This window comes from Blautia wexlerae (genome assembly GCF_013300825.1).
In the GTDB taxonomy this organism is placed as follows: Bacteria; Bacillota; Clostridia; order Lachnospirales; family Lachnospiraceae; genus Blautia_A; species Blautia_A wexlerae_B.
In genome coordinates this window covers 25,505-44,294 of record NZ_JAAIMY010000009.1, presented here as the reverse complement: position 1 = coordinate 44,294, position 18,790 = coordinate 25,505, and the positions used below count along the sequence as shown (strand labels likewise).

The window sequence follows — 18,790 nt, the reverse complement described above, 5'->3', positions numbered from 1 at the left end:
CTGTTATTTTTTCTGTTCAAAATGTTTCTTCACAGATTTTCTTCTCTTCTTTTTTTCTTCGTAAAGAGCCTTATCCGCATCTTTTAGTACATCTGAAATTACCAGTTCACTGCCGCAGCGGACAACATGATATCCTACGGACAGTTCCACATAATATGGTTTGTCAGAATCACAGTTAAATTCATCGCTCTCTCTTCGTATCTGTTCCCGGATTCTCTGTCCGTCATCCTCATTTCCCGGAATCATTGCGCAGAACTCATCGCCGCCAATTCTTCCTGTCACTCCGTTTTCTCCCACTGCTGATTTCAGAGTCTCTGCACACCGCCGGATTGCAAAATCTCCTTCTATATGTCCAAAAGAGTCATTGATTTCTTTCAGATGATCCAGATCCGCAAACAGAATCAGCATCTCTTTTCCTGCATTTTCCCTGTTCATCTGTACTGCTTTCTCCATAAAACCTCTGCGGTTGAGAGATCCTGTCAGCGCATCGGATTCTGAAAGAAAGTTCAGGACTTCATTCTTCTCCCTGACTTCTCTGACCAGTGCTTCCAGTTTCTGCTGCATTCTGCGCTGTTCTTTTGACATCTGGTACATACGAAGCATATTTCCGATCTGCCTGCTGATCAGATAAAAAAGAGCCAGATTTGCAGGATTAATCTCTGCTACCAGAATTCCATACTGCATCTCACCTGAAAACAGACAGAGAATCGTTGCCACATAATTCTGGTCATCTTCCTTTCTGCACACGAGTCTGCCATTGCCTGCATATACAGCAGAAACCTCCGGACGTTCATCCTCTTTGTAGGAAATAATCTCCTCGCCCATCTGATATGCTGCCAGATACATTTTATCCGGACATTTCCATTCTTCGTTTCTGTAATGAGCAATTGGTTCCTTAAATACATAAAGATAGGAAGCCTTCGCGTTCAGAGCATTGAGCTTTACAAGTGCACGTCTGTACATTTCCTGCTCATCATTCATATGACACAGCATATCCTTGGAAATCAGCGGCACAAACCAGCTCTCCTGCTGAAATGTTCTGAAATGTTCTTTTTCCCTTTTTATGATATACGCTATGATCTTGTCATTCATCAGACGTTTTCTCAGAAGTAAATTCTGGACAATTTCCCTGTCTGCTCTTTTCTTCTGCAGTTCTTTCTGGATACATTCATCCACAAACTGATCAAATACTTTCATCAGAGAATGACCCTTGATCGTTCCGTCAAGATTACTTACAAACAATTTCTGCAGATTTCTTTTTATATTTTCTTCACTTTCAGGAATACGGAAATCTACTTTAAGAATAGCTCGCAGATACTCTCTAGTTTTCTCTCTTAATCTCTTATCCGAATTATCCGGAAGTATTCCTTTTATCATACTGTCCAGATAACGTGCTACGATATCTGTCCATCCCTCTTCTTGTCCGAGAATGGAAGTTTTCTCATAAACCTTTCTCTCCACACGGCATCCACAGGATTCTCTGATCTTTACTCCTGCCGGCACTACAATAGAATGACATTTCTTTCCTTTACAGAGTTCTACCGCACCGATCACTGCCATATATCCCATATCAAATGCATTCTGCAGTACAGTTGTCAGCGGAGGATTCATAGACTCAGCCAGTTCCCAGTCATCAAAGCCTGTAATTGCAATATCCCTTCCAACAATTTTTCCTCTTCTGGCGCATTCCCTGTATGCAGTCTCTGCCATCACGTCATTCGCACAGATCATCGCTTCCATATCCGGATATGCATCCAACAACTGATTCACCTGACTCTGTACACAGGAAGAATAATCTCCATAAGCAATCCTGTCAGCACCAAACTCAAGGTCATATTTCTTCATCACATCATATACTGCCTGCCTTCGTTCTCTGGCATCTGTATTACCATGAGGCCCTGCCAGATAGGTGAAGTTCCTGTATCCGTGATCTTTTACCAGATGTTCTGCGATTGCATACATTCCATTATAATTATCTGCAATAATCGAAGTCGCGGTTCCTGTTTTGTCCCTCTCCTCTAAAATAACACGAGGTTTATTTCTGTATTTTTCCAGAAATACAGCACTCTCTTTCTCATCGAGAAATATACAGAGTGAACCATAGGCAATGATCAGTGCGTCCAGATCCGCAAATGCTTCATAATCGTATGCCGCATTAAATTGATAATCATAATCGTCCTCTGCATCTTCTCCGAAATAAGATTTATAATAATAACTACTGTGAATTCCAAGGAAAAACAGTACATTTACACTCATAGATTCTGCTGCGTGGAAAATTCCCTGCATCAGGTCCATAGTATGGGGAGAATTTGCATTTCCTATCATTACACCAATCGTATATTTTTTATTCACGATCTCTGCTTCCTTTCGAAAAGCCTTTGTTCTCGTTTTATTTTATAATAAATTCGATTGGTCTTCAATATATTTTGGTTATTTTAACTCAATTTTCACATTGAATGACAACAACGTCAAAATACCTTATTCCGGATTTCCGGTAAAAATCTGATACCACTTAATCTCATTTGCTTCCAGATGTAACTGGAAGCTGCTTCCATCACCTCTGTAAACTACTGTATCCTGTGGTTCGTAAGTGTTGTTGACTACGCAGTATTTACCATTTTTTACATAAGCATGTACTTCTACATTGTAGTTGGTTGAATACCAGCAGTGAAGTTCTTCCTCTGCGGATGCTGACCAGAGAACTGCCCGGTAGAGCACTCTGCTGTTCTTAAAGCTGTATGGAAGTCCGCTGATATAAACGCCTCTTCCTTTACCGAAAGTCTTTACAGCCATCTGCACTTCCTGGTCTTTCTGGATTAAGATTTCTGTTTCCGGTAAGGCATAAATGTTCTTCTTACCTTCACCGAAATCAACCTCGCCTTCTGCATCTTTAAGGATGAAATGATCTCTGTGTTCTTCCCAGTTATATTTATCTGTATTCAGGTTAAATCCATGTTCTTCTTCTACTCCAAGTACATCATCTAACTGAATGAATCTGCCCTGCCACTGATGCGCTGCCGGTTCTCCTACACCGATAAATCCACCGCCATTATATACAAATTCTCTGACTGCTGTGATGATTGTTTCGTCGATCCAGTTCTCGCCGCCTGACTGTGCAGTGTCCGCATCTCCCACATTGATTACTACGTCAAATTTCTTCAGAAGATCTTTGTCTGCTTTGATATCGTCAAAGCTGATAAATGATACATCAAACGGTGCGCCGCTTAATGCTTCAATAATTCCGAAATAAGAATAATTCTGCTTGTAATAGATGGCGTGATGTACCATATGGTTACCCCATGAGCGCATCTTTCCCCAACAGTTCAGGACTGCTACTCGTTTTACGCAATAAGGAGTCGTTCCCTGAATGTTATCATATAAAGTGCGGAACTCTTCGCAGACTTCTTTGATATACTGTACAAAATCCGGGAATTCCAGGGCAAGTTTCAGATATCCGCCGTATCCTATTCTCTGAATCGGGCTTCGAAGGATTGCTCTTCTTGCTGTTACCCAGTTCACTTTTGCCTCCTTTACAGGATCGCCGCCTTCATGGAACGTATCTGGAAAAAAGTATGGCAAAAATCTTCCTTCTGTATATTTTACATTCTTAATATCACTGAACAGACGCAGGGTCGCACCATTTCCAACACTTCCAACTACAGCATCCAGTCCGATAGATGCAAATTCGTCCATAAACGGTTCCATGCCAATCCAGTGATCTCCCATGAACATCATAGCTTCTTTTCCGTATTCATGTACGATATCTACCATCTCTTTGGCAAGCTTCGCAACTTCGCGTCTCTGAAATGCCTGAAAATCTTTGAATTCTTTTGATGGAATCCGATAGGTATTGTTCATGTATCCCTGGTCAATAATATATTCCGGTCTGAAACGATAGCCCACTTCTTTCTCAAACTGCTCCAGAATATATGGGCTGACTGAAGCTGAATAGCCAAACCAGTCTACATATTTCTCTCTTGCAAGTTCATCAAATATAAGGGTAAACTGATGGAAAAATGTAGTGAAGCGCACAACATCCACATATTCATGGGTATCCAGGAATCTGCGCAGACGTTCCAGGGAATAAGCTTTTGTTTTTGGCTGTCGCACATCAAATGTGATCTGTGGCTCTACATCTTTCCAGTCATTTACTACTGCATTGTACATGTGTACCGGATCCCACATGATATATGCCAGGAAACTTACAGTGTATTCATGAAACAGCTTTGCAGCTCTGATCACTACATTACCGGTTTCTTCATCATAGCTCCACAGCTCTGTTGATACCGGTTCCCCGGTAGTACGGTCTATAACTTCCCACCATCTGTAGATATCATCTCTTGTATTCACTGCCAGCATATCCGGATATAAATGATCCATCAGGTGGATTTCCAGCTTCTCCTCCGTTGCTGTATGGAAGGATGTCATGATATACATCTGCTGGATTTCCTCAGGATGTGCTTTTGCCCATTCATTATCCTTACGGGTTGTATAATAGGTTGCATATATCTTGGAGCCAGTATCTTTTAATTCCTTCGGAAATTCTGTTCCGTCACAGTCACGAATCGCATCTGCACCCCATTCATCCAGTATCTCCAGTGTCTGTGGCACTACATCCAGATTGGTTGGTATTGTTACACGACCTTTTTTCATTGTTGTTTGTCTCCTCTCTCTGTATAAACCTGTCTTATTTTTTACTTATCTGACCTGATTCTGCTCTTTCTTGCGCCTTATCTGTCTATAGAATACGTTCTTTCCAAAACATTTTCAATTCTCTTTTTGCTTTGTTTTTTAGAAATCTTGCTGTACAAATCAAATTGTGATATTATATAAAAAATGTTATCAGAAATTTTGAACGGAATTCTGCTTTTAATCATAATAACCTATGTTTTTTTTAATTTTTATGGTTTTTTTATGCATTTAGTCCAATCGCAACAACTAAACGCAAAACAGATCCCCTTTATTATTTTTGTTCACTTTTTTGTATCAAACAAAATTACTAAATTATGGAAGACCCTATATTTCCGATATGTCCAAAAACAGGTTACAGTAATTACAAAGGAGGGACTTTTATGAGTACACATTCTCTTCGCTTCAGTCCTGAAGATACTGCGCCACAGGAGGTCACACTTCTGAATGCATCTTCTTCCCTCTATGAAGGTGACTGGCCAAGCATTCCCCACTCCCATGCATTCACTGAATTATTTTATGTGCGGGACGGACAGGGGGAGTTTCTGCTTGAAGATGAAATCTACCCTATTTCAAAGGATGACCTGATCATTGTTAACCCTCACATTAATCACACTGAAATTTCCAAAGGAAACCCACCTCTCAACTATTTCACAGTGGGCGTAGACGGATTATCTTTCTCCTTTAATGATCAGAAAGAATATCGTATCTTTAACTGCAGAAAAAAGAAAACAGATCTGCTTTTTTACTTTAATGCTCTATTTCAGGAACTGGACAATCAATCGGAAGGGTACGAAAAAATCTGCAGACATATGCTTAATATTCTGATCCTTCAGCTTCAGCGGATCACAGATTCTCCTTTTGAACTGATCACTGCACAACATCCAAGCAAGGAATGTGCACATATCAAGCGATATCTTGATTCTAATTACGGAGAAAACATCTCTCTTGATCATCTGTCTGCCATCAGCCACCTGAACAAGTATTATCTCAGCCATGAATTTACCAAATATTATGGAATTTCTCCTATGAACTATCTAAACCGAAAGCGGATTGAGGTATGTAAGGAGCTTCTGGAAAATACTGATTACGGAATTTCAGACATTGCCCATCTGACAGGATTTTCCTCTCAGAGTTATCTCTCCCAGAGCTTTCGCAAATCCTGTGGTATGACTGCGGGAACTTACCGCAAACTTAAGAAAAAAAGAAAGGATGCTATTTAACATTATGCAATACACATTTCCAAACTACTATAAAGAATTTTCCTGCATTGCAGGAGCCTGTCCGGATACCTGCTGCGCAGGATGGCAGATCGTGATTGACGATCAGACACTGAAGAAGTACCAGCACTTTAAAGGTCCGTTCCGCAATCGCCTGCACAATGATATTGACTGGAAAGAACATGTTTTCCGCCAATATAACAGACGCTGTGCTTTTCTCAACGAAGAGAACCTGTGTGATATCTACACAGAAGCAGGGCCGGAAATGTTCTGCAGAACCTGCAGAAATTACCCAAGACATATTGAAGAATTTGAAGGTCTGCGTGAGATTTCCCTGTCGCTCTCCTGTCCGGAGGCAGCAAGGATTTTACTTTCCCAAAAAGAGAAGGTACACTTTATCACAAAAGAAAAAAAGACAAAAGAAGAAGTCTATGATGACTTTGATTATTTCCTGTTCACTGCACTTATGGACACCCGTGATATGCTTATAGATATCATCCAGAACAGAGCTGTACCCATGCAGAAACGTCTGTGGAAACTTCTGGCTGCTGCACATGATTTCCAGTTATGTGTAAATAAAAATGAACTCTTTAAATGGGAAGAAATGCGAAAACGACATGAAGATTCCGGATACGGAGATAGATTTTGCAACAAAATTTACTCTCGTATAAATGCAGATAACATAGAAAACAGTTCTGCTGCATCTGCCTGCGTAAATACACCAGAACAATTATTTAAAAAAATGTGGAAAACTGTTGTCCCGGAAATGGAGGTTCTGCGCCCGGGATGGCAGGAATACTTAAAAAATTGTCTGACTCCACTGTATAATGGAAATACAGATCCGCAGTCTGACTCCGGAAATCTTTATTCCTGGCAGAAAAGTGAATTTGATTTCTCTTATCCGGACTGGCAGATTCAGGAGGAACAGCTTCTTGTTTACTGGATCTATACCTATTTCTGCGGTGCAGTTTATGATGATGAGATCTTCGCCAAGGTGAAAATGGCAGTTGTGTGCACCCTGTTTATCCATGAATTAAATGTGGGAACCTATCTAAAAAACAACCGGCAGTTTAAGCTGGATGACCAGATCCGTATCTGTTATCAGTTTTCAAGAGAACTGGAACACTCAGATCTTAACCTGAACAGATTTGAAGAATTAATGTCTGAAAAAGAGATTTTCTCCTTTGAAAATCTGCTGAAAATCTGCTGATGCAAATAAAAAATCCAGTTATTATGAGCACTAAATCAATCGGAAGGCCTCTGATGGTCTTCCGATTGATTTTAATAATTAATATTGTCCTCTCATTACTGTATTTTCAGCATATGCCAGAATTCTATCTGTTTTCATTTAGAGCGTGTTTGAAAAATCATTTCAACAATCTGTACTCTCTAATCTACGGATCATAGATACCAGATGTCCGGCACAATTTCGGATTTCTTCTTCTGTAAGTTTACCTTCTTTATATGCCTGGCGAATATTCTTATCATCATCCGGATTTCCAGGCATGATAATGTCATTGCCTGCTGCCACACATTTCCATGGAACGCTTCCATTTTCCGGAACTGTTGTGTTCCAGTCTGACATAATTGCTCCGTCAAATCCCCATTCTTTTCTGGCAACTGTCATGCACAGATCTTTGCTGTTCGCCGCATGAATACCGTTGATAAGATTATAGGAAGTCATAATAGAAACAGGATTTCCTTCTTTTACTGCAATTTCAAATCCGCGGAGATAGATTTCTCTGAGCGCACGTTCGGATACACAGGAGTCAACACCCATGCGGTTATCTTCCTGATTATTGCATGCAAAATGCTTAATTGTCACACCGCATCCCGGCTTACTCTGGACTCCCCTGGTCACTGCCGCTGCAAGCATACCTGACAGATACGGATCTTCTGAATAATATTCATAATTTCTTCCACATAATGGGTTTCTGTGAATATTCATACCCGGTGCAAGCCACAGATTTACATGAAATTCTTCCATTTCTTCTGCGATTGCTTTTCCAAACTCTGTCATGAGATCTGTATCCCAGGTCTGTGCCAGTGCTGTTCCTACCGGAAAAGCAGTACAGTACTGATAATAAGTATCTGCATTCTCATGGTGTACGCCTGGTTCCAGAATCCCATTTTCCAGAGAGCCAAGAACACCCATTTCATAGATACTGTCTGCCTCTTTATCTACTTCATACCACTGTCTAAGGCGGATACCTGCCGGACCGTCCGCCATAACAAGAGAGGGGATTCCATACTCTTCCAAAGTACCGCAGGTTTCACCTGCTGATCCCGGTACTCGAATCCCTGCTGCACCAAGAGTACTGATATTCTCTGAAATCTTTCCATAAAGCAGAGGAATCAGCTCTTCTGTAGTTCTGTCTTCCAGAACAGAAACAAATCTTTTTTCTTCCTCTGTCAGATTTTCCTGATTTTTTCCGGCATTTTCCGATTTTGCCGGTATCATCGCAGGTTTAAAATAATATTCCGGAACCTGCGCTGTTATCAGTTTTTCCTGTCTCTGCACAGATTTTTCTTTCAATTCTTTTGTCAAATGAATCTGTTCCAGTTCTTCCTGAAGCGGGCAGATTTTATCCATCTGTTCCAGTACTGTATCATCTGAAACTACCAGAACTGCTTCCAGTTTCAATTTGTCTGAACTGTTTCCGACCAGAATGCCATATTTGCCTTTTTCCACTATCCATGTATGTGTTTCCTCATTGAAAGAAGCCAGTTGTTTCTGTGGAATCTCAACAGTAAGTGTTTGTGTTTCTCCCGGCTTCAGAAGTCTGGTTTTTGCAAAACCTGCCAGTCTCTTATACTCTTTTTCCAGTTCTGTCTGCGGAAGCGTAACATAAATCTGTACCACTTCTTTACCAGCATATTCATTTCCTGTATTTGTAACCTGAACCTCTGCTCTGATCTTACTTTCTTCCATATTTATGCTACAACACTTCATCTCAAACATAGTATAAGAAAGACCAAACCCAAACGGAAACATCACCTTTTTGTCAAAGCTGTCAAAATATCTGTAACCTACATAAATACCTTCTTTGTATTTTTCCTTTTCCAGATTGCCATTCAGATACCCATACTCTTCTGAAGCCGGATAATCCTCGTATCGCCTTGCCCAGGTTGTTGTCAGTTTACCGCCCGGCACTTCTTTTCCCAGAAGTACATCAGCCAGGGCATCTCCCCCTTCCTGACCAAGCTGAGAAATATTTAAGATTCCTTTTATATTGTCTGTCTGTTCCAGAATATCTGTCAGCTCCACAGGACCACCTGCATTAAGAATAAGGATCACAGGTTTGTTCATTTCTGCAAGATAACGTAAATCTTCCTCTTCTCTCTCGCTTAAATAGTAATCTCCCTTTACTTTGCGGCGGTCTTTTCCTTCTCCTGAAATACGACTGATCACGTAAATCACCACATCTGCTTCACAGATATCTTCCTCTGCCACCTTACGTCCCAGCGGCATTGCAAAAGGATTCTCTGCATAGGCATCAAAAGGATTATCTACTTTCTTAGCTTCTTCCAGAACTTTTTCTTTCCACGCCTCTCTCGCCTGCTCATAGCGATTGTGATAATCGCTGATCCAGTCTTCGCTTACAATTTTTACTCCTGCTTCTTTCAGTCCCTGATAAATAGAAATATTCTTTCTGTTGTTAACATCTCCAGAACCAATTCCACCCTTTACGGTTTTCTCTGCTCCATACCCAAGAAGTGCAGCAGCTGTATCTTTCTTTAATGGAAGGATTCCTTCATTTTTCAGCAGAACAATGCCTTCTGACGCCGCTTTTCTGGCAAGCTTTCCATGCATCAGTTCTCTCTCTGACGGCTGTTCTTCTCTAGTTCCACTGTAAATCCATTTCTTCATATAATTATACTCCTGTTTTTAATATTATAATTCTCATGAAAAGAACCTCCATAGCATTCTCTCTATGGGGGTTCTTAATTCTCATTATTCTTTTACACCACCAAGTGTTACACCTGCAATAATGTATTTGGATAAAAGCAGATATACAATAATGATTGGCACGATCGCAACAGTGATCATCATGTAAATTTTACCCATATCAAAGTTCATATAATCAGCACCACGCAGAGTTGCAATCAGGATCGGCACTGTCATTTTGCTCTTTGACTGAATGATCAGGGCAGGAACGAAGTAATTGTTCCAGGATCCTACGAAAGTAAAGATTGCCTGTACTGCTACTGCCGGTTTCATGATCGGAAGTACAATACTGTTAAAGGTTCTGAATTCTCCGGAGCCATCAATTCTTGCCGCTTCCACAAGGGATAACGGAAGGGAAGACTGAAGGTAACTGTACATAAAGTAAAAGACTGCCGGAGATGCAATGGATGGAATGATCAGCGGAAGTAAAGAGTCATACATTCCCATCTTTGTGATCAGTCGTAAAAATCCCATTGCTGTTACCTGTGTAGGCATAACAAGAATTGCCATAATAAAGGTAAAAGCTGCTTTCTTCATTTTAAAATCATAAGCATATAGACCATAAGCTGTCAAAGAAGAAAAATATGTACAAAGTGCAGCACTGCAGGAAGATACAACAACACTGTTAAGAATACCGCGGAACATTGGGAAACTTCCGTCATTTGCCACATTCTTCAGATTCTCAAGAAAATATTTTCCGGGAAGTGCTGAAAATCCTTTCTGCAGATCCGCATGGGAACGTGTTGCATTTACAATCAGAATGTAAAAGAAAAACAGACACAGGAAGGATAAAAAGATCAGCACAAGATGAACAAAAATACTGCGCACACGACCTGATGTATTTGATTTCATAGTTTATCTCCTCCTTCTTTCTTCTTTTGCTTTTTTCTTTGCAGCTTTCTTGGAACCATCCGGGTCTGTGTCATTTGTCATCTTATATACGATCATACATAAAATACCGCTGACAATAAACAGATATACGGACAGTGCACCTGCCATACCATAGTTCTTGCTCTTTAAGTGGCTGTTCAGGAACATGATCAGAGTCATAGATGTACGGTCTGGATTTCCCTGTCCATTTGTAAGAATCTGAGGAACATCGAACATCTGAAGACCACCGATGATAGATGTGATCAGTGTATAAGCAAGGATCGGACGGATCAGCGGCAATGTGATATAGAAAAATCTCTTGATACTGTTACAGCCATCCAGTTCAGATGCTTCAAAAATATCCATACTGATACCCATAACAGCAGCCATCAGCATAATTGTTGTATTACCAAACCACATCAGGAAGTTCATAAATCCGACCAGAGATCTGGTTCCGATTACAGAACCCAGGAAATCTATCGGTTTTTTAACCCATCCCAGAGACATCAGAATAGAGTTAATCGGTCCGTTGGTAGAGAACATGGTAAAGAACAATAATGCAAACGCAGAAGCCATGATCAGGTTAGGAAGATAAATAACAACCTTGAAAAACTGCTGTCCATGGATCTTCAGACGCGCATCTGTAAACCAGCATGCCAGAACCAGTGCGATCACGATCTGCGGTACAAATCCGATTACCCACAGGATCAGTGTATTAACACTGTATTTGACCATATCTGACTTCAACAGACTCAGATAGTTTGCAATTCCAATAAAATTCGGTCCGATTTCTTTAATTCCTGAACGATAATATTCATAGAAACTATAACGTACAGTATCTACCAGCGGAATCAAAGAAAAGATTAAAAAAGTTATAAAAAATGGAAGGATAAAGATGTATCCCCATTTTGCATAGCTGATGCTTTTCTTTTTTTTCATAGTTCAGCATTCCTTCCTTTACATATTAGTGCCAGACACACATCTCTTTCATGCGTGCCTGGCAAATACAAATGCATCTGTACAGGTTATTTACACCTGAAACTTTTTAACTGTCAATTCAAAAGCGTTTATTATTCAGCCCAGTTAACTTCCTGGATTTCCGGATAACGTTCTTTGATTGCTGTTTCAAAGTTTGATTTTGCTTTGTCATAGTCTACCTGACCCTGGAAGTAATCGCTGAAAGCGTTCTGGATCAGTTCGACACATCCCTGGTCATAAGCAGAAAGTGGTGCGATCTTGATGTTCTCTGCAACCGGTGAGAAATATGTAAATGGATTCTGTCCGCCAAGGAAGTCAGATGCGAAAGTATCATCTTTTGCAACTTCCTGCATACCACTCTTTGTATTTGTAAAGTCAGAATAATCTTTGGAAATCTTTAATAAATTGTCCTTATTTCCTGTCAGTGCAAGAATGATATCTTTTGCATGTTCCGGATTATCTGTTCCTGTTGCTGCATGGATGTAAGAACCGCCCCAATTGTATTCCTGTGGTGGATTTGTAACAGCCCATGCTCCGTCTTCTCCATCCCAGTTTGGTTTCAATGTAAAGTCAATTCCCCATGCCGGGAAGAGGAATGCAAATACTTTGGATTCAGATCCCATAGCTTTGTTCCAGTCATCATTCCACTGACCTTTTACAGTTTTGTTCAGGTATCCTGCATCCAGCCATTCTTTGGAATCTTTGATCCAGTTCATTACCTGCTGGTCTACATTAACAGTTGTTGCACCGTCTTCTACCCATGGCTGGGAAATGCTGTTTCCATACAGTCTGAATGTATCAGCATAAGAAGCAAATGTGTAATATCCTTTTGCTTTCAGTTCTTCAGCTGTAGCTTTTGCTGTATCCCAGTCTTTCATTTTCTTGCCTACTTCTTCAGGATCGTCGGTTCCGAACACATCTTTGGCAATATCACGACGATATACAAGAAGTCCAGGGCAGCACTGCCATGTAGATCCTCTCTGTACTCCATCTGCATCAGATGCAGTTGTTTTTGTAAAGTCATACTGATCTGCAAGATCTTTGTCAGGATCAATTCCAAGATCTTTCAGAGGCATTGCCACATCCGCTGCTGCATCTGTATATTTGTATACATAATCTGTTTCTGATAAGAAGATATCTACCTTATCATCTGCTGATGCATCAGCCTGATTCATAAGAGCTTCATCAAGTTTCTGCTGATAAACACCATCCTGATTTGGATTTATGATCCAGTGAATTTCTGTTCCATCCTTTAATGTTGTTACTGTTCCGTCTTTGGATGTTTCTTTTACTTCAGGATATACTGCTTCCAGACGCTGACGGAATTCATCATTCCAGGAATAAATATTGATTACTTTTCCTTCTTCATCTGCATGTACGATTGTAGCGGTTCCGCCCATTGTACCTGCAATTACGGATGCTGTAAGTAAAACAGCTAATGCTTTCTTTTTCATTAAAAAAGCCCTCCTTTTTCTTTTTTTCTCTTTGTGAGTTTCTTGCCTCACCTGATGTATCAGATTATAGCTTAAACTGCTTTTCGGGTATATTATAATTTCCACCAAAATGTCAGATTCATGACCTCATTGTGTTCTTTTTATATACAGACAGATTTTGTCATTTAATAAGGAAATCTTTCCTAAAATCATAATCTTTCTGTTTTTTTATTAGTATTTTTGTATAAAAAGTACCATTTTTCTATAAATCAGCCAGATGAATATTCGCAATCTGATTCATTACCTGCTCATATATTTTTCTGAAATTGTGTTATTTTATGTCATGATTCTGATACTTACTTCATGTTTCTTATTTCCGAAAGATCTCATTTCCGATATAATTTCCATACAATATTTATGGAAGGAGAAAAATGTTGAAACATATTAAGTTTATTGATAATCATGGAAGCTTTTGTGTGAACAGACCGGAAAATACCAGTTATCTTTATTTTCCTCTTGCATCAGAAGCAGGTCTGAAAAGTTCCGTCACACCAGTGCTTGGAGGTGACAGCAAAATTGATCAGGATACCTTCCTGTTAGAACCGGTCAGTTCCGAAAATCTTCATAACAATCGTTCTTCCAGAAATTTCTGGATCGTAAAAGAAGGACACATTCCTTATTCAGTAACAGGTTCCTCTACTCAGCAGGAAGCCGACCGTTTTACTGACAGGCAGGAAGACAGTGAACTAACCGCCGGATTCATGTGGCAGACTTTGAAAAGGACTTCCAGAGAACTTGGGCTCATCTCCACAGTTACTTCTTTTATCCCCAAAAGTGATAATGTGGAGATTATGTATGTGACGGTTGAAAACCAGACAGATACTGTACAGAAATTTACTGCATATGGTGCAATTCCTGTTTACGGAAGAAGTGCGGATAACATTCGTGATCATCGAAATGTCACTTCCATGCTCCATCGTATCGAGACAACAGAACATGGAATCAACGTCTGCCCCACCATGTCATTTGACGAGCGGGGACATCAGCCAAATCATAAAATCTATTATGTAAATGGCTGTTCCGGAAAGGGAGAAAATCCGATTTCCTATTATCCGACTGTAGAAGATTTTATCGGAGAAGGTGGTACCTATACACATCCACGCACAGTATATGAAGGATATAAAGGAGTTCCCGCACACAGTATGGCAGCAGGAAAGGAAGCAATGGGTGCTTTCTGTTTCTCATCTTTCACACTGGCTCCCGGTGAAAAAACAGACTTTATTTTATTATCAGGCATTGCCGACAGTAAAGAAGAAATTGAAAATATTTTTGAAAAATACAATACTTCCGATAAAGTAAAAAATACACTGGAAGAAACCAGAATTTACTGGAAAAAACAGGTAAACGTTGACTTCCACACACAGGATCCTGACTTTGACAGTTATATGAAATGGGTAAGTTTCCAGCCATTCCTGCGCCGTTTATTTGGCTGTTCTTTCCTCCCTCATCATGATTACGGACGTGGTGGACGCGGATGGCGTGATCTGTGGCAGGATTGTCTTTCTCTTCTGCTGATGAATCCTCAGAATGTAGGTGCCATGATTGAAAAGAATTATGGCGGCGTACGTATTGATGGTACAAATGCTACTATTATCGGAGACGGTGACGGCAATTTTATCGCTGACAGAAACGGAATCGCACGTGTATGGATGGATCATGCACTCTGGCCACTAATCACGACCAGTCTTTATATTAATCAGACCGGAGATATAGAGATCCTTAAGAAACAGGTTCCTTATTTTAAAGATGCACAAACCATGCGCGGCACAGAAATTGATACTCTCTGGAATGACGCATATGGAAATAAACAGCGCACCGAAGACGGTCAGGTATATACCGGAAGTGTTCTGGAGCACATTCTGATCCAGCAGCTTGCCGCTTTTTATGATGTAGGTGTTCATAATATTTACCGTCTTCGCGGAGCTGACTGGAACGATGCCCTGGATATGGCAGCAGAAAATGGTGAAAGTGTTGCCTTTACCTGTGCTTATGCGGGCAATCTCCATACTCTTGCTTCCATATTACGCCTTATGGAATCTGCAGGCGAAACCAGTATCCCGCTGTTAGAGGAAATTGAAATCCTGCTGAACGACCAGACAGATATGTTTGACAGTGTATCTGAAAAGAAAAAGATTCTTACTGAATATGCCAACAGCTGCAGGCATAACCTAAGCGGCAGAAAGAAAAACTTCTCTCTCTCCACACTTGCTGCCAACCTGATCCAGAAATCCAACTGGCTGACAGATCATATCCGTTCACAGGAATGGATTGATGGCAAAGACAGCGAAGAAGGATGGTATAACAGCTATTACGATAATCATGGAGAGGCAGTGGAAGGTTTCCACCATGAACAGGTGCGTATGATGCTCACGGGCCAGGTTTTCTCTATTATGGGAAATGTTGCCACTGATGCGCAGATCAGAAAAATCGTAAAAAGCGCAGATCATTATCTTTACAGAAAAGAAATTGGCGGTTACCGCCTGAACACAGATTTTCAGGAACTGAAGTTTGATATGGGACGTATGTTCGGTTTCGCTTATGGCGAAAAAGAAAACGGTGCTGTTTTCTCTCATATGGCAGTTATGTATGCAAATGCCTTATATCAGAGAGGCTTTGCAAAAGAAGGCTGGAAAGCATTGCGTTCTCTGTCTGATACAGCTCTCGACTTTGATACCAGCCATATTTACCCGGGAATTCCTGAATATTTCCGTTCAGACGGACGTGGCATGTATCATTATCTGACAGGTGCTGCAAGCTGGTATCTTTTTACCATGATCACAGAGGTCTTTGGTGTCCGTGGAGTTTTCGGAAACCTTCTGGTTCATCCAAAACTTCTGGCAGAACAGTTCGATGAAGCAGGAACTGCTTCTGTCTCTGTTACTTTTGCAGGAAAACAGTTCCATGTTACCTACCGAAATACAGACAGAAAAGATTATGGTTCTTATCATATCGCCGCTGCGGACTGCGACAAAACAGCAATAGAAATCGCAGAAGATTCCCATATTATGATCTCCAGAGAATTTATTAACAACCTCTCTTCTGATCTTCATGAAATTACAGTGACACTTGCCTGAAAACAATAGCTGTTCAGCCTCCATAAAAGCAGGCGACAGGCAGTTATAAATATTGTTCTAACAGAAAGGATTTACTATATGAAATACGGATATTTTGACAATGAAAACCGAGAATACGTGATTACTAATCCGGCAACACCTGCACCATGGGTAAACTATCTGGGTTCCCCGGAGTACGGTGCAATCATTTCCAATAATGCAGGGGGCTACAGTTTTGCAAAATCCGGTGCAAACGGACGTATCCTGCGCTATGTTTTTAATAACTTTGACCAGCCGGGACGTTACATCTACATTCGCGATGACAGATCATCAGACTTCTGGTCTGCATCCTGGCAGCCTGTAGGCAAAGATCTGGCTCAGTATAAGAGCGAATGCCGTCACGGAATCGGTTATACAAAAATTTCTGCCGACTACAGTGATATTCACTCAGAAGCCCTTTACTATGTTCCTCTTGGAAAAAGTTATGAAGTATGGGCATTATCTGTGACCAATCATTCTGATCACGAAAGGAACCTGACTCTCAGCGGATATGCAGAGTTTACCAACCACAGCAATTACGAACAGGATCAGGTTAATTTACAGTACTCTCTTTTTATTTCTCGTACACTGTTCGAAGGAAACAGGATTACTCAGCAGATTCATGGAAATCTTGATGCAATTCCTGAAAATGAGAACGTAGATGAGAAAAATGTGACAGAACGTTTCTTTGGACTTGCAGGTGCTGAGGTTTCTTCTTACTGTGGGGACAAAAATGAATTTCTCGGAAGTTACCATGGATATGGAAACCCTGAAGGTATTGTCTGTGGTGATCTTGGTGATAAGACAAGCTATAATGAAAACTCCTGTGGTGCTCTCTCCTGCAAAATAACTCTTAAAGCAGGTGAAACCAGAACAATTGCTTTTCTTCTTGGAATGAAACCGTCATCTGAAGCTGCTGAAGTAATCAGATGTTACGAAAATCCGGCTCCAACTGTAGCAGAAGAACTGGAAGCATTAAAAGCTGACTGGAACAGTAAGCTTGATAATCTTAAAGTCAGCACTCCAAGTCCGGAATTTGATACTATGATTAATACCTGGAACGCATACAACTGTTTTATGACTTTCATCTGGTCCCGTGCAGCTTCCTTCATTTACTGTGGACTCAGAAATGGATACGGATACAGAGATACTGTACAGGATATTCAGGGAATCATCCATCTGGCACCGAAAATGGCACTGGAAAAGATTCGTTTCATGTTGTCTGCGCAGGTAAATAACGGTGGCGGACTTCCTCTTGTCAAGTTTACTCACACACCTGGAAAAGAAGATACTCCGGATGATGCTTCTTATGTACAGGAAACCGGCCATCCGGCTTACCGTGCAGATGATGCATTATGGCTTTTCCCAACTGTATATAAATATATTTCAGAAACCGGAAACACTGCTTTTCTTGATGAAGTGATTCCTTTTGCCAACAAAGAAGAAGCTACTGTATACGAGCATCTGAAACGTGCGGTTGCTTTCTCTCTTAATCACCTTGGACCTCATGGAATGCCTGCCGGACTTTATGCTGACTGGAACGACTGTCTCCGCCTGGGTGCAAACGGAGAATCTTCTTTCGTTGCCTTACAGTTCTATTATGCAATGACAATCCTGAAAATCTTTGCAGAATACAAAAAAGATACAAAATATGTACAGTATCTTGAAGAGACTCAGAAAGCATTTGGTGAAAAAGTTCAGGAACTGTGCTGGGATCATGACCGCTTCGTACGTGGTTATACAGAATCAGGAGAAAGAATCGGTGAAGCTGCTGCTCCTGAAGCAAATATGTGGCTGAATCCTCAGAGCTGGGCTGTCATCAGTGGTCTTGCCAGCCCTGAACAGGGAGACGCTGCACTGAACAATGTATACGAACGTCTAAACACAAAATATGGTGCGATCCTTATGGATCCGCCTTATCATGCGCATGCTTTCGATGGTGCACTGGCAGTTATCTATAATCAGGGTACCAAAGAAAACTCCGGTATTTTCTCCCAATCCCAGGGCTGGCTGATTCTTGCTGAAGCACTCCGCGGTCATGGAGAACGTGCTTTTACCTATTTTATGGAAAATTCTCCTGCTGCGCAGAATGACTGTGCCGAAATCCGTCGTCTTGAACCATACTGCTATGGTCAGTTTACAGAGGGAAAAGCAAGCAAACACTTCGGACGCTCTCATGTTCACTGGCTGACAGGAACTGCTTCTACTGTAATGGTAGGATGTGTGGAAGGTATCCTCGGGCTTCGCCCTGATCTTGAAGGACTTCGACTGTCTCCTTCTGTGCCAAAAAGCTGGAAACACTTTGAGATTGAGAAAGTTTTCCGTGGAAAACAGCTTCATATCTCTGTAGAAAATCCAGACGAAAAAGAATCTGGCTGCTGCAGTCTGGTTCTTAACGGACAGAAATTAGCAGATAATTATATCCCTGAAAAACTTCTTCAGGATAAGAACGAAGTCATATTAACTCTTTAATCCCCCGATATTACCAGATGAAAATAA

10 protein-coding genes are annotated in these 18,790 nt (G+C 40.9%); 4 read left to right on the top strand and 6 right to left on the bottom strand.

Annotation, left to right across the window (positions count from 1 at the left end):
* Window positions 1–3: 3 nt before the first annotated feature.
* Window positions 4–2,352, bottom strand: a complete 2,349-nt coding sequence (locus tag G4417_RS06570; RefSeq protein ID WP_173683033.1) for a GGDEF domain-containing protein — start codon at window positions 2,350–2,352, stop codon at window positions 4–6.
* A 126-nt stretch (window positions 2,353–2,478) separates the two neighbouring features.
* The gene (gene gnpA / locus G4417_RS06565; RefSeq protein ID WP_173683032.1) at window positions 2,479–4,653 is read right to left on the bottom strand and encodes a 1,3-beta-galactosyl-N-acetylhexosamine phosphorylase; all 2,175 of its coding nucleotides are present in this window, start codon (window positions 4,651–4,653) and stop codon (window positions 2,479–2,481) included.
* A gap of 419 nt (window positions 4,654–5,072) precedes the next feature.
* Here gnpA and G4417_RS06560 point away from each other — a divergent pair, with 419 nt between their 5' ends.
* Window positions 5,073–5,912: an AraC family transcriptional regulator gene (locus tag G4417_RS06560; protein ID WP_173683031.1), complete on the top strand. Its 840-nt coding sequence runs from the start codon at window positions 5,073–5,075 to the stop codon at window positions 5,910–5,912.
* A gap of 4 nt (window positions 5,913–5,916) precedes the next feature.
* A complete protein-coding gene (gene fliB, locus G4417_RS06555) occupies window positions 5,917–7,119 on the top strand; it encodes a flagellin lysine-N-methylase (protein ID WP_173683030.1) in 1,203 nt (400 codons plus the stop codon).
* A 162-nt stretch (window positions 7,120–7,281) separates the two neighbouring features.
* Here fliB and G4417_RS06550 read toward each other — a convergent pair whose 3' ends face one another.
* The 4 genes from G4417_RS06550 to G4417_RS06535 form a co-directional block, all read right to left on the bottom strand.
* Complete coding sequence (locus tag G4417_RS06550) at window positions 7,282–9,780, bottom strand: glycoside hydrolase family 3 protein (protein ID WP_173683029.1); 2,499 nt, start codon at window positions 9,778–9,780, stop codon at window positions 7,282–7,284.
* Window positions 9,781–9,864: 84 nt separating this feature from the next.
* Window positions 9,865–10,710: a carbohydrate ABC transporter permease gene (locus tag G4417_RS06545; RefSeq protein WP_055059513.1), complete on the bottom strand. Its 846-nt coding sequence runs from the start codon at window positions 10,708–10,710 to the stop codon at window positions 9,865–9,867.
* A 3-nt stretch (window positions 10,711–10,713) separates the two neighbouring features.
* A complete protein-coding gene (locus G4417_RS06540; protein WP_173683028.1) occupies window positions 10,714–11,667 on the bottom strand; it encodes a carbohydrate ABC transporter permease in 954 nt (317 codons plus the stop codon).
* 131 nt (window positions 11,668–11,798) lie between these two features.
* Window positions 11,799–13,160, bottom strand: a complete 1,362-nt coding sequence (locus G4417_RS06535) for an ABC transporter substrate-binding protein (RefSeq protein ID WP_173683027.1) — start codon at window positions 13,158–13,160, stop codon at window positions 11,799–11,801.
* Window positions 13,161–13,573: 413 nt separating this feature from the next.
* Here G4417_RS06535 and G4417_RS06530 point away from each other — a divergent pair, with 413 nt between their 5' ends.
* Both G4417_RS06530 and G4417_RS06525 read left to right on the top strand, forming a co-directional pair.
* The gene (locus G4417_RS06530) at window positions 13,574–16,273 is read left to right on the top strand and encodes a GH36-type glycosyl hydrolase domain-containing protein (protein ID WP_173683071.1); all 2,700 of its coding nucleotides are present in this window, start codon (window positions 13,574–13,576) and stop codon (window positions 16,271–16,273) included.
* Between the two features lie 78 nt (window positions 16,274–16,351).
* Window positions 16,352–18,763: a GH36-type glycosyl hydrolase domain-containing protein gene (locus tag G4417_RS06525; RefSeq protein WP_173683026.1), complete on the top strand. Its 2,412-nt coding sequence runs from the start codon at window positions 16,352–16,354 to the stop codon at window positions 18,761–18,763.
* Window positions 18,764–18,790: the final 27 nt, after the last annotated feature.